The organism is Cupriavidus sp. SHE (genome assembly GCF_000812445.1).
GTDB lineage: Bacteria > Pseudomonadota > Gammaproteobacteria > Burkholderiales > Burkholderiaceae > Cupriavidus > Cupriavidus metallidurans.
In genome coordinates, this window is the sequence record NZ_JWMB01000091.1 from 1 (window position 1) to 12390 (window position 12390).

Genomic DNA, 12390 nt, shown 5'->3' on the forward strand with positions numbered 1-12390 from the left:
CACGAAAGCGAATGGGCTAACCCGGTCAAGTGGAGGCACCTTATCCAGGAAATTGAGACACGAACCGGGCCGCAAGTCCAGCATGAGGCCGAGCAGAATCGTATCGAGAAGCTGGTCTGGTGGGATGAGGTGAAGGCCGGTGTGAGTGATCTGCCGGGATCGGATGTGTTTCATATTCATCCGATTGGGATGGTTGGGAATTTTGCGCGTGAGCACCAATTGATCACGATGGAAATGCTAATCGCGGTTGAGTCAGGTAATTCCGCAGCACATTATGAGAGACTTTTGTCTCATTTAAATAAATATGCATGGTTATACGAAGTAAATACGCCGAGACGTATAGCCCATTTTTTATCTCAGGCTGCTCATGAAAGTGCCTTGAAAATTCGGAGTGAGAATTTATATTTTAGACCAGAAATCATGCGAAAAACATTCGGTTGCAAGGGGGGTAAGAAAAATTACAACGAATCATGTGATGATTGCACTCAGGGGCGTTTGAGGGAGAAGCTGTGGACTCAGGAAAGCTATTACGCCCACAATCCTGAACGCCTGGGTGGATATGTTTATGCGGACAGGATGGGTAATGGAGCGGAATCCACTGGAGAAGGATTCAAATATCGCGGAAGAGGGATTATTCAGGTCACGGGGAAGGATGGGTACCAGTCATTTCAGGATGAGCACAATAGGCGATCTCCCGATGATATTCAGGATTTTATTTCCCACCCGGAGCTCGTCTCGGAAAATGTAGGGTATGCCGTTGAGTCAGCATTTATTTTTTGGTCTAAAAATCACCTAAATTCTATCTCCGATTTGGGGAGTTTTGCCGATGTCACGCAAGTCGTCAACGGCGGCCAGAACGGATATGGCGATCGACTTCGTCGTTACAACAAGATTGCCACAGTTCTTGGACTTCCTCAAGGTGTCTAAATGAGATTTATATATCGGTCGATCTTGATTTCTGGGTTCCTTTGCTGCGGCTTTAGTTCGTACGCGGGCACTTTGTGTAATGATGATGAGACCTCTATTTTCGATTGTAAATTTTCGAAGAAAATAGCATCGGTCTGTATGGCACGAGGTGATGGCCTCCTTGTCTATCGTAATGGGACGAGAGAAAAGATCGACATGGAAATCTCGGATGGTGGACGGAAAAATAATAAATTCTATTTTAGCTACAGGCCTTACGCTGGCGGCGGGGAGGCGCACATTAAATTCTCAAACAATGGCTATAGGTATTATATCTACGATAAAATAATTAAAGCTGATGATGGGCATGATTTTTCTGCAGGGATTGTAGTCTATCGAGGTGATAAGAAAGTGGCAAATCTAGGTTGTATAAACAATGCGTCGATTCGACAGCAGGCGTACAGTAGCATTACTCGAGAAAGCTATCGGAATATAGATACCGAGTAGCGCTGTGAAGAGAATTTAATCTGACATGCACAAGGAATTTGGTGTCGAAAAGATGTCATCTTTGATCGCAAAGGTTGAAGAATAACCAAGTAGGAATGAATACGTGAAAAACCTTGCATACGAAAACGACGACACGACCCACGGAGGCAAGATCCTGACGGGCTCCGACCGCATTAAGGCAAACGGGCGGCGGGCCGCCCGTTTGCCAGCACCAGCACCAGCAGCGATGCCTCGCTGCCAGAACTAGCGCGCTTCCTGCGCGCGCAGACAGGGCTGATTCCCGCATTCCTCGGCACGCAACTAGCCGACGTGCTGGAACTGCAGGGTGACCATTGGGTGCCCGCCGCCACCGGCGCTCAGGCACTGGTCTTTGATCCAGCCTTCCTCAGGGCCATCAATACCCTCCAGCGGCTCGCCGCACACCTGCTCGCAGAAGGCGAGCCGCAGTACCGTTTCGAATTCAAGCCGATTCCAACGCTGGGCCTGACTGATACGCTCCTTACGCTCGACGGGCAGAAGCTGCATTACTACAACCAGCGCGAGACTTGGCAGGCGATGACCTGGCCGGCGAACAACCTGCAGGAGGCGGGCACCCGGCTGCAGTGGCAGACACCGAGCGGGCGGGGACCAACAAGAACTATGAATTTGGCGGGCGCCAGGGACTGGTGCGGATGCTGGAACGGGCGCACCTCGAGCCGCTGAACAGCGCGACGTACCAATTGAGCTGGCAGGCCGCTCCCGATACAGCGGCGCCGAAAACTAACCCCGCCGCCGAGGACCCGGATCGCATGACGCCGCGCGACGCGCGGCTGCCGGCCGCGAAGGACGTGACCTACCCGATCCGTTATCTGATGCGCACCGAGATTGGACGGGGGCCGCTGGGGAAGCTGTTGCTGCGGAACTTCGTACTGCCGCCGCGCATGTTCTTGGTCGGCAAGGGCAGCGCTACTGCCGTGGAATCGCCATCGCCCGCATGTACTCGCTCTTCTTGTCGAAGATGAGTTCGCTCAGGAACGATGCCTCGTAGGCCTTCAACAGGTGAGCGTGGAAGTCCTCGATATAGCGCGTGACGCGAGTCTTCTCGCATTCGATGCCGCAGAGCCAGTCGAACATCTGCATGTCCCAGCGGAAGCGCAGCCCGAGTTCGGCGAACGCGGCGTTGTACGCGGCGAGCTGCATTTCGCGATCAGGCTGGCTTGTCTCGCTGGCTGCCGGGGCGGTAATCGGTGCGGCGGGCTGGAGTTGGTTCATGATCGTCTCCTTGCATGGCTGGTGGGGCGGCTTGATGCCGGTTTGATGCCTGCAGCTTAGATGGGACGATTGATTTACGATAATTAAAGTTTCATCGCAAAATCATAAGCAATCATTTATGGATGGCGCGCGGGCGAATCAGCCCCTCCACGCCAGTGATCTGCTGGATCAGCGTGGCGCCTTCTTCCATGAGGAAATGCTTGAATGCCAGGGCCACGGGTGGCAGGCGCTTGTTTTTGCGGTGCACCACGTACCAGTTGAGCATCACCGGGAAGCCCTGGATGTCGAGCACGGCCAGCTTGCCGGCCTGAAGTTCCAGGCCCACCGTGTGGGCTGACAGGAAGGCGATGCCCATGTTCGCGATCACCGCCTGCTTGATGGTCTCGGTGCTCTTGATCTCCATCGCGATGCGCAGGTTAGACAAGCGCCCCGCGAAGCCTTCCTGCATCGAGTTCCAGGTGTCCGAGCCTTTCTCGCGCGAGACGAATGCTTCCTCGGCCAGGTCAGCCAGCGGGATATTGCGCTGGCGCACCAGCGGATGGTTCGGCGCGGCGACGATCACGTAAGGGTGGGGGGCGAATGCTTCGGCGATGGTATCCATGCCTTCCGGCGGGCGAACCATCACCGCCAGATCGGTCAGGTTGCCGGCTAGCTGATGCAGCAGTTCCTCGCGATTGTGCACGGCAAGATTGAGCGTGACTGATTCGTGCCGGTTCATGAACTCGGCCAGCAGGCGGGGGAAGAAGTAGTCACCGGCACTGATAACCGCGACGTTGAGACGGCCCCCGGATATACCCTTAAGCTGCGCCATCGCGTCTTCAGCCTCGCGGAACTGCTGGATGATGCATCGACTGTAATGCAGCATCTCGGTGCCGGCCGGCGTCAGGTAGATGCGTTTGCCAAGCTGCTCGAAGAGGGGCAGGCCGACATGGAGTTCGAGCTGTCGAACCTGTGTGGAAACAGCAGGTTGCGTGAGATGAAGCTCCTCCGCCGCGCGTGAGAAGCTCAGATGGCGGGCCACCGTTTCGAACACTTTCAGCTGGCGAAGCGTCGCGTTCTTCATCGCACGATATCCTGCAATCTATAAATGATCGTCAATGATCATAATAAAAAACTTTATGCTGTGCTGATCTAAGTTTGAAGTAGCATCAATCCACAGATGCAACGTGCCGCAATGTCAGGCGCGCTCATTCAGTAGTGAAAAAGTCGGGCGTCCACAAGGCCAGCCCAGCAGTCGCGCCACCAGAGCGCGAAAGACACTAATGCAAGGAGACACGACATGGCGCACACCAACGCGGCAGGCCCCGCCGTGGGCAATTTCAACGGCGGGCTGCTTCGCAACCGCTGGTTCCAGCTCTTCATCGGCGTGATCTGCATGGGGCTGGTGGCCAACCTCCAGTATGGCTGGACATTGTTCGTCACCCCCATGAATGCCCGGCACCACTGGGGCGAATCGGCGATCCAGGTTGCATTTTCCATTTTCATCGTCACCGAAACCTGGCTCGTGCCGCTGGAAGGCTGGCTCGTCGACAAGTTCGGGCCCCGCCCCGTGGTGGCCGGCGGCGCGATCTGTGCCGGACTGGCGTGGGTGATGAACTCGTACGCCACGACCCTGCCGATGCTGTACACGGCTGCCGTGATCGCGGGGATTGGCGCGGGCGGTGTCTATGGCACGTGCGTCGGCAATGCGCTGAAGTGGTTCCCGGACAAGCGCGGCCTGGCGGCAGGACTGACCGCTGCGGGCTTCGGCGCGGGCTCGGCGCTGACGGTGATTCCCATCGCCAACATGATCCAGAAGTCCGGCTATGAGCATGCCTTCTTCACGTTCGGCATCCTGCAGGGTGTGCTGATCTTCGCGATGGCGCTGCTGCTGGTAAAGCCGCAGCCACCCAAGGGCGTGGTGGCGAACAAGGCTATCCTGACCAACCCGGTTGAGTTCACGCCGGGCCAGATGGTGCGCACGCCGGTTTTCTGGGTGATCTATGCCTCGTTCGTGGCGGTGGCTGCGGGCGGCATCATGGCTACCGCGCAGCTTGGGCCGATTGCCAAGGACTTCGGGTTTGCCTCGATGCCGGTCACCATGCTTGGCATGACACTGCCGCTGCTGACGATGACGCTGTCGATCGACAATCTTTGCAACGGGCTCACGCGTCCGCTGTGCGGCTTTATCTCCGACCGCATCGGCCGCGAGAACACGATGTTCGTGATCTTCATTGGTGAAGGGCTGTCGCTGATCGGGTTGCTCGAGCTAGGCCATGACCCCTACTGGTTCATGCTCTTCGCCGCGCTGACCTTCCTGTTCTGGGGCGAGATCTTCTCGATCTTCCCCGCGCTCTGCGCCGATACGTTTGGCAGCAAGTTTGCCGCGGCCAACGCCGGCACGCTCTACACGGCGAAGGGCACCGCCGCGTTGCTGGTGCCGCTGGCGTCCGTGCTGTCTCACCACGGTGGATGGAACCTGGTGTTCACGGTGGCGGCCGTGATGACCGTGGCAGCGGGGCTTTCCGCCAAATTCGTGTTGCAGCCGATGCGTCGCCGCTTCATCACCGGCCACGCGATGGCGCAGCCCGTCAGCGATCACGCGACATACATGGCCGGGTTCTCGACCGGCAAGGGTGAATAACCGGTCCGGCGAATGCGGAAAGGAGCGGCAGCATGAATGTATCGCTTCCCCAGTTGAAGGCTTTCGCTGCGGTGGCTCGCCAAAAGAGCTTCACGCGTGCTGCGGCCGAGCTTGGGCTGACACAGTCGGCCATCAGCCGGAGCGTGCGCGAACTGGAAGAGGAGATTGACCAGCGGCTGTTCGATCGCACCACGCGCCAGGTGGAGTTGACCGATGCGGGCGAGATGCTGTCGCAACGGATCTGCCATCTGGTCGAGGAAGTCGAACAGACACTGCGCGATAGCCACGGCACCGGCAAACCGTGTGAAGGCACGGTGCAGATCGCCACCGATCCGGTGTTGTCATCGATGACGCTGCCGATGTGGGTGGCTGGCTGCCGCAAGGCGTGGCCCGGCATCGGCATCACGCTGCGCGACTGCTCGCATGAATGCGTGCTGCAGCGAGTGCGTAGCGGAGAGGTCGATTTCGGCATCGCCAGCAATCCGGCGCCTTGCGACGATCTTTACTGCGAACCGCTGTGCGTGGACCCTTTCCAGGCCGTGCTGCCGGCGGGGCATCCTCTGGCCGCGCGGGAGTCATTGGGGTGGGGCGAACTGGGCGATGCGTCGGTGCTGACGCTCGATCAGAGTTCCGGCATCCAGCCTGCGGTGGAGCGCGCGCTGGCCGCCTATCGCGTACGACCGGGCTCGTTGCAGGTACTGGGCCATTTTGCTGCGGTATTCGGCATGGTGGCGATGGGGTTGGGGATCGGTGTGGTGCCATCGCGGGCGCAGGCCGCTGGCATTGCGCCCTCGGCAGTGCTGCGCCCGTTGCGTCCGCAGGTGACCTCGAACGTCATGCTCGTGCGCCGCAAGGCCCGGTCGCTCAAGCCTAATGCGGCGGCGGTGTGGGACAACCTGCGTGCCCAGGAGTACGAGCGCGGCGATTACGCCAATCAGGGGCTGCTGAAGAAAGTGGGGTAGGGCATTGAATTGAATTCACGTGCGGCACTGCCGCAGGCGTATTCCGATCAACTTTTGATGCAACGGACGTTCAATTTGAGATGCGCAACGCACCCTACGGGGTGCGTTGTTGCTTTTAGAGCGACACGTCTATTGATATATCACATACAAAATATTTACAGACGCCGCAGTGCAGCATATACTGAGGACTCCTTGATCTATCTCACTTAGGAGTTTTCATGAACGCCGTACTGCTTTCCGCCATCGCCCTCGGTTTGATCGCGACGGGTGTCGCCGTGACCTACCTGCTGGCAACGCGCCTGCCGATGCGCCTGCTGGCCACGGCGCAAGACCATGGTCGTTTCGCCGGACTCGGGTCCACGCAGGAAATTGACGGTGCGGGCCGCGCAACGCCGAGCACCTCCACATCGGTGCAGCCGCAACTCGCGCACGCCTGATACTCCCAGGCGAGTTTTACCAGCAGGAGCCTTGTGACGGCCGGCAACTCCTGATGTCCAGCAGTACCGAGCAGTTTCCCCACGGCCGTTCCTCCCTTGTTTCCGCTTCGTTTCGTTCAGACGCTTCCACGCAAGCCTGTCGAACCGGTCTCCGATCTTCCCGATTCCCTTACGGGTTCATGCGGTGGTGTTCTGAACCACCCGCCACTCATCCGTTGCCTGTCTGATTCGCCGCTTGGGACTTTCCCTAGGGCGGTCGATTCACAACGTGCGCCGCAACATTTCGCGCCGGCTTTTTCCGGTCGTGCATTGATGCCGGATTTGTACCTAAGTCATTGATCCGGAATGAGGCTTGCCGGGGTAGGGCAGTGCGTTTGATGCACCCTGCGCACCATTGATCCAGCCCCTCGAAAACCGTCGTCAAGAATGTCTGCACGATAGGTCAGGCAGGCATCCAAATCGCCTTGACACTGTTGATATATCACATACCGTATAGCACTAGAACGGCTCAGCTGTTCGAGATCAGCAGGGTGAAGCGACGCGATACACCAGAGGCATCTCCGCAGATGCCCATCCACAACGGCGACCAAGGTTGCCAGAAGGAGACACCATGGAACCTCAGCAGAACGGAAGCGCGCCGACGTCATGGTTTGCATCGCCATGGACGCAGCTCGTGTTCGGTGTGATCTGCATGGCGATGATTGCCAACATGCAGTACGGCTGGACGTTGTTCGTCAATCCGATTGACGAGAAGTACCACTGGGGTCGCACCGCGATCCAGGTGGCATTCACGATCTTCGTGGTCACGGAGACCTGGCTGGTGCCCATCGAAGGGTATCTGGTCGACAAGTACGGGCCACGCCCGGTGGTTGTTGGTGGCGGCCTGCTTTGCGCGGTGGCCTGGGCGTTGAACTCGGTGGCCTCATCGTTGCCGATGCTGTACTTCGCGGCAGCGGTGGGTGGCGTCGGGGCCGGGGCAGTCTACGGGACCTGCGTGGGCAATGCCCTCAAGTGGTTCCCGAATCGTCGAGGGCTGGCGGCGGGACTGACGGCCGCGGGTTTCGGCGCGGGTTCCGCCGCCACCGTGGTGCCAATTGCCAACATGATCAAGTCCAGCGGCTACGAGGCTACGTTCCTGTGGTTCGGGCTCGGGCAGGGGATCGTTGTGGTGTTGCTCGGCATGCTGCTCTATCCGCCGTCGGCCAAGATCCTCTCGGATGTGAAGAGCACGCTGAAGGCCGCGGCCACCTACAACGCCACGCCACGCCAGGTGCTGTCCTCGCCGATTTTCTGGGTCATGTACGCCATGTTCGTGATGATGGCGGCGGGCGGACTGATGGCAACGGCGCAGCTTGGGCCCATTGCCAAGGACTTCGGTCTGCACGACTCGCCGGTCTCCATCCTTGGTCTGACCCTGCCAGCGTTGACCTTCGCGCTGACCATCGACCGTGTGCTAAATGGTCTGACACGCCCGTTTTTCGGCTGGATTTCCGACAACATTGGTCGCGAGAACACCATGTTCCTGGCGTTTGCGGTCGAAGCCGTCGGCATCCTGCTGCTGGCCAAGTATGGGCAGAACCCAACGGCGTTTGTGATCCTGACCGGCATCGTGTTCTTCGCCTGGGGCGAAATCTATAGTCTGTTCCCGGCGACGTGCGGCGATACCTTCGGACCGAAGTTCGCCGCGACCAATGCAGGGCTGCTCTACACAGCGAAAGGCACCGCCGCACTGCTGGTGCCGTTCTCCAGTGTCATTACGGCGGCAACGGGCGACTGGTATGCGGTGTTCATGCTGGCGTCCGGCATGGCAGCGGTTTCGGCCCTGATGGCAATCTTCGTGCTCAAGCCGATGCGGGAAGCCCATGCAAGGAGATTCGTCCAGGATAGCGCGGGCGCGCCGATGGGATACCGTCCTGTTCCGGAGGACCTGACCTGAGTGAGTGCGCTGTGAAACCTTGGCCCGCCTCATGCGGGCTTTTTGTCGTTCTATTTTCCCGATTTACAGGAAAGTGATTGCGATATTTTCCGGCTAATCATCGGGATCATTTGCGACTAGCATCCGTTTATCTCTCCGTTCAAAGGATGCCGCCATGAAAGCCATTGGTCTGACCCGTTACCTGCCCATCAGCGATCCGCAGTCGCTCGTCGATGTCGAGATCGCCCAGCCCGAGGCCAGCGGCCATGACCTGCTGGTCAAGGTGGAGGCAATCTCGGTGAATCCCGTGGACACCAAGGTCCGAGCGCCGAAAGACAAGGTCGAGGATGCGCCGCGCGTGTTGGGCTGGGATGCCGCTGGCACCGTCGTGGCTGTCGGCGCGGATGTCACGCTGTTCAAGGTAGGCGATCCCGTGTTCTACGCCGGCAGCATTACGCGCCCGGGCGCAAATAGCGAGTACCACCTGGTAGACGAACGGATCGTCGGCCATAAGCCAGCTTCGCTCGATTTCCCGCAAGCGGCAGCCTTGCCGCTGACAGCCATCACGGCCTGGGAAGCGATGTTCGATCGCCTGCGTATCTCGCCGAAAGGCGAGGATGCCGGAAAATCGGTACTGATTATTGGTGGCGCGGGTGGGGTAGGCTCGATCGGCATCCAGCTTGCCAAGGTTCTGGCTGGCTTGACGGTGATTGCCACGGCGTCCCGGCCGGAATCCGAAGCCTGGTGCCGCGGCCTTGGGGCCGACCATACGATTGATCATCACGGCGACATCCCGGCCCAACTGCGCGCGCTGGGTTTCGCGCATGTGGACTTCGTCCTCTGCTTCAACGACACCGATCGCCATTTCAACGCCATGGCCGAGGCTATCGCCCCGCAGGGAACGATCTGCACGATCGTGGAGAATACCGGCCCCCTGGCCATTTCGGCGCTCAAGAACAAGAGCGCCGGCTTTGTCTGGGAATTAATGTTCACGCGGGCGATGTTCCAGACGCCGGACATGATCGCGCAGCATCGGCTGCTGAATGAGGTGGCGCGGTTGATCGATGCCGGCAAGCTGCGGACTACGGTGGGTGACAACCTCGGCACCATCAATGCGGCCAATTTGCGTCGCGCCCATGCGCTGCTGGAAGGCGGGCGAACGATCGGCAAGCTCGTGCTCTCCGGCTTCTGATAGCTGTATATCTGCAATTAACTGCCAAGCAGTGCGCGACACCAATATGAAGGGGCGGGCCTCTCGCGAGGCCCGCCCCTTTTATTTGGCTTGCAGGCAGGACGAGATCAGATCATGGTCGCCGGCGACGTCCGAGCGCTTGTCATGCGATGCACGGGTGGTACGGCCTGTAGATCGTTCACGAAGCCGGCAATGTGGTCAATCACGGTAGCGTCACGCAGGATGCGACGATGCCCGAGACCCTGGGTTGTTACCAGCCGCGCGGCTGGCCATGCGCCGGCGATTGCCGCACCGTCCTCCCAACGGACTTCCTTGTCCTCGCGATCATGAATCACCAGCGCGGGTGGTACCGGTCTCGTGCGTCCCACGTCGGGCACGTTGAACGTGGACCACCGCGTGCCCAACCACTGCTCGCTGCGACGCTCCATGTGGGTCAGCACATGGGGCGCCACGCCAAGTTGCCAGGCGAGGGTAGAGCAGGCGCTGTGCATGTCGGCGGGAGAGCCGAGCATGACCACGCCGCGCACGGGCAAGCCTTCACGGATCGCATGAGCCGTGGCTGCGCCGCCCATCGAGTGGGCCACCACCGCATGGACCGGGCCGACGTGCCAGGCAACGGCCAGCAGCGATCGGGCCATCTCGATGATCGAGCTTTGATCCTGCCCGCGCGCGCCTGCGTCCGAGGCGCCATGCGATAGCGCGTCGAATGCCACCACGCGCATACCTGCCGCCAGCAAGCCGCTGACCACGGCGTGCCACTGGCCGGCTTCGCCGCCCCAGCCGTGCGCAAGCAGAACCACGGGTCCCTTGCTGCCCCAGCGATAGACGCGCACGCGCCGGCTGGCGCCCTGGCCGGTGACCAGTGCCCATTCTGTGCGGGCGGTGTCGAGCAGGCGCAGACCGTCGGGCGTGGATCGCGCGCGTGGCGGGCTGAACCACAGGCGCTCCAGCGCCCGGGATGTCGCCACGGGGAAAAGCAGGCTGCCGGCCTGCCAGCTCAGGCGTCGGCTGGCATGACTTATCGCACCGGCCAAACGGGAAAGTGTGGCGCCGGCGCGTCGGCGATTGGAGGCCGTCTCGCCGGGTGCAGATGCACGGGCGGCGCGGGTTTGGGTTGACGATGACAGCACTTGCGACACGACAAACTCCTCCTGCGGATGCTTCAACCGGTCAGGCCGGCAGCAAGACCCTGTGATTCCTGAAGTTTTTTTACGTCACGACCGACCAGTCGTGCTATTTTTTGGGCAAGAAAAAGTGGCAAAAATGCCGTTGGATACACCGCGCTGCCGTCACCGATACTTATCGTGCGGATGCTCGAACGCTGCTGTTTCCGTCTTAGCGTGCCGCAACGAGCGGTTCGGCGCGATTCTCTTTCAGGTCATTGACCAGTCTTGCAAAGGCGCGCCGTGCCATCGTTTCGGCACTGGAGCGGCCCATCAGCTTGAATGACGACTGGAAGGACATGCCGATGCCTTCCATTTCGAACGCAAACTGGTGCGCGTCGGTATCGGCGCGCAATACACCTTCATCCACCGCATCGCCAATCACGCGCACGATCGTGCTGTGCCAATCCTTGAATGCCTGCACAACCTTGTCGCGTATGACTCCGGGGCGATTTGCGTACTCCTGGGAGAGGGCCATGAAAATACATCGGCCCTCCACGACCGTGCCGCCCAGCCATGCCAGGTAGCCATCGAACAGCGCCAGCAATCGAGGCGCGCCACGGCGCTGCCGCATGGCGGGGTTGATCACGATCTCGCCAAATCGCTCCATCGCGTGTTCGAGCACGGCTTCCTGCAGCGCCTCCTTCGATTTGAAGTGCGCGTACAGCCCGCTCTTGGACATATTCGTGTCCGCCGCCAGGGTCGCGAGCGACAACTGTTCGAACCCGACCTGCGTCGCGGATCGGAATGCCTGCTCGATGATGGCGGTGCGAGTGAGTTGGCCTTTTTGCATGGGTTTGAGAATAGCACGACCGGTCGGTTTGTCAACTTGCCTTGTGCCACACATTGACGATACTGATGTGACGTCAACGCAAAACAGGCGGTCCCGTTATGTGTGTGGCGGGAGGAGGAAGTTGTGCTCTATCCGTCTTTTGGATGAGAGTCTGGAAGAACGGAGCGAGCCATCATAGGAAATCTGCAAAAGTGTTCCAGAAGACCTTACGGAACGCTTTACGTGCTCTATACTCGAATGCACGTCCGCGCACTTTTTTTTCACTGGTGACTGGAGACCGACATGAACAGTACAGCCGTGCCAAGAGGCGCTAGCGAACCGTTCCGGCAACTGCGGGCGTTGCGTCGAGCGCGCAAGCTCAAGCAGGAGGACGTCGCCCGTAAGGCCGGGATATCCCGGGAAGCTTATCTACGGGCGGAATCGGGACAAGCCGATCCGCGTATGTCCACGTTCCTCGCGGCCTGTGAGGCACTGGGCCTCGAGGTCGTACTTGCTCCGCAGCATCTTGCGGCAGACGTGAACGCATTCATTGCCAGCCGTAATGGCGGCGTAACAGCCGCATCCATGGCGGGCCCGGCAACCGCCGCGCCTGCTGCGCCGGCCCCTGGCGGGGTCGGGTCGGGCTCGACGCCCGAAGGGCACAA

General features: G+C 59.8%; 13 protein-coding genes. 9 read left to right on the forward strand and 4 right to left on the reverse strand.

All coding sequences use genetic code 11. From position 1 onward, the window contains the following. From RN01_RS34455 to RN01_RS35110, 3 genes are all read left to right on the forward strand, one after another. The coding region (locus RN01_RS34455; protein ID WP_369799913.1) for a glycoside hydrolase family 19 protein at positions 1-927 on the forward strand (927 nt) is incomplete at its 5' end. 195 nt (positions 928-1122) lie between these two features. Next, positions 1123-1410 (forward strand): hypothetical protein, encoded by a 288-nt coding sequence (locus tag RN01_RS34205; protein ID WP_133258059.1) that lies wholly within the window; start codon positions 1123-1125, stop codon positions 1408-1410. Between the two features lie 255 nt (positions 1411-1665). Next, the gene (locus tag RN01_RS35110; RefSeq protein WP_328592754.1) at positions 1666-2112 is read left to right on the forward strand and encodes a type VI secretion IcmF C-terminal domain-containing protein; all 447 of its coding nucleotides are present in this window, start codon (positions 1666-1668) and stop codon (positions 2110-2112) included. A gap of 243 nt (positions 2113-2355) precedes the next feature. Here the strand turns inward: RN01_RS35110 and RN01_RS31150 are convergent, their stop codons facing one another. Together RN01_RS31150 and RN01_RS31155 are read right to left on the reverse strand one after the other, a co-directional pair. Next, positions 2356-2661, reverse strand: a complete 306-nt coding sequence (locus RN01_RS31150; RefSeq protein ID WP_017515531.1) for a hypothetical protein — start codon at positions 2659-2661, stop codon at positions 2356-2358. A gap of 112 nt (positions 2662-2773) precedes the next feature. After that, positions 2774-3724 (reverse strand): LysR family transcriptional regulator, encoded by a 951-nt coding sequence (locus RN01_RS31155; protein WP_024570816.1) that lies wholly within the window; start codon positions 3722-3724, stop codon positions 2774-2776. Between the two features lie 216 nt (positions 3725-3940). Here RN01_RS31155 and oxlT (RN01_RS31160) point away from each other — a divergent pair, with 216 nt between their 5' ends. From oxlT (RN01_RS31160) to RN01_RS31180, 5 genes are all read left to right on the forward strand, one after another. Further along, positions 3941-5284 carry an oxalate/formate MFS antiporter gene (oxlT, locus tag RN01_RS31160; RefSeq protein ID WP_011518848.1) on the forward strand — a complete coding sequence of 448 codons (1344 nt, stop codon included), beginning with the start codon at positions 3941-3943 and terminating at the stop codon, positions 5282-5284. Positions 5285-5316: 32 nt separating this feature from the next. After that, positions 5317-6246: a LysR family transcriptional regulator gene (locus tag RN01_RS31165; protein WP_008652294.1), complete on the forward strand. Its 930-nt coding sequence runs from the start codon at positions 5317-5319 to the stop codon at positions 6244-6246. A 218-nt stretch (positions 6247-6464) separates the two neighbouring features. Further along, positions 6465-6683 carry a hypothetical protein gene (locus tag RN01_RS31170; RefSeq protein ID WP_011518850.1) on the forward strand — a complete coding sequence of 73 codons (219 nt, stop codon included), beginning with the start codon at positions 6465-6467 and terminating at the stop codon, positions 6681-6683. A gap of 610 nt (positions 6684-7293) precedes the next feature. Then, complete coding sequence (gene oxlT, locus RN01_RS31175; RefSeq protein ID WP_017513233.1) at positions 7294-8619, forward strand: oxalate/formate MFS antiporter; 1326 nt, start codon at positions 7294-7296, stop codon at positions 8617-8619. Positions 8620-8773: 154 nt separating this feature from the next. Continuing rightward, positions 8774-9790, forward strand: coding sequence for a zinc-binding alcohol dehydrogenase family protein (locus RN01_RS31180; protein ID WP_017513234.1), 1017 nt, complete (start codon positions 8774-8776; stop codon positions 9788-9790). A gap of 107 nt (positions 9791-9897) precedes the next feature. On the opposite strand, the gene RN01_RS31185 is transcribed toward RN01_RS31180, so the two are convergent. Next, on the reverse strand, positions 9898-10929 hold the full coding sequence (locus tag RN01_RS31185; protein WP_024570815.1) for an alpha/beta fold hydrolase: 1032 nt from the start codon (positions 10927-10929) through the stop codon (positions 9898-9900). 196 nt (positions 10930-11125) lie between these two features. Next, on the reverse strand, positions 11126-11746 hold the full coding sequence (locus RN01_RS31190) for a TetR/AcrR family transcriptional regulator (protein WP_017513236.1): 621 nt from the start codon (positions 11744-11746) through the stop codon (positions 11126-11128). 282 nt (positions 11747-12028) lie between these two features. Between RN01_RS31190 and RN01_RS33620 the strand changes: the two genes are divergently transcribed. Beyond that, positions 12029-12390 (forward strand): helix-turn-helix domain-containing protein (locus tag RN01_RS33620; protein WP_039016841.1); only part of this gene is annotated, 362 nt, incomplete at its 3' end.

Coding starts and splice junctions, on each gene's coding strand:
- oxlT (WP_017513233.1), top strand. CDS start 7,294: ATGGAACCTCAGCAGAACGGAAGCGCGCCGACGTCATGGTTTGCATCG.
- RN01_RS31190 (WP_017513236.1), bottom strand. CDS start 11,746: ATGCAAAAAGGCCAACTCACTCGCACCGCCATCATCGAGCAGGCATTC.
- oxlT (WP_011518848.1), top strand. CDS start 3,941: ATGGCGCACACCAACGCGGCAGGCCCCGCCGTGGGCAATTTCAACGGC.
- RN01_RS31180 (WP_017513234.1), top strand. CDS start 8,774: ATGAAAGCCATTGGTCTGACCCGTTACCTGCCCATCAGCGATCCGCAG.
- RN01_RS31150 (WP_017515531.1), bottom strand. CDS start 2,661: ATGAACCAACTCCAGCCCGCCGCACCGATTACCGCCCCGGCAGCCAGC.
- RN01_RS34205 (WP_133258059.1), top strand. CDS start 1,123: ATGGAAATCTCGGATGGTGGACGGAAAAATAATAAATTCTATTTTAGC.
- RN01_RS31165 (WP_008652294.1), top strand. CDS start 5,317: ATGAATGTATCGCTTCCCCAGTTGAAGGCTTTCGCTGCGGTGGCTCGC.
- RN01_RS31155 (WP_024570816.1), bottom strand. CDS start 3,724: ATGAAGAACGCGACGCTTCGCCAGCTGAAAGTGTTCGAAACGGTGGCC.
- RN01_RS31170 (WP_011518850.1), top strand. CDS start 6,465: ATGAACGCCGTACTGCTTTCCGCCATCGCCCTCGGTTTGATCGCGACG.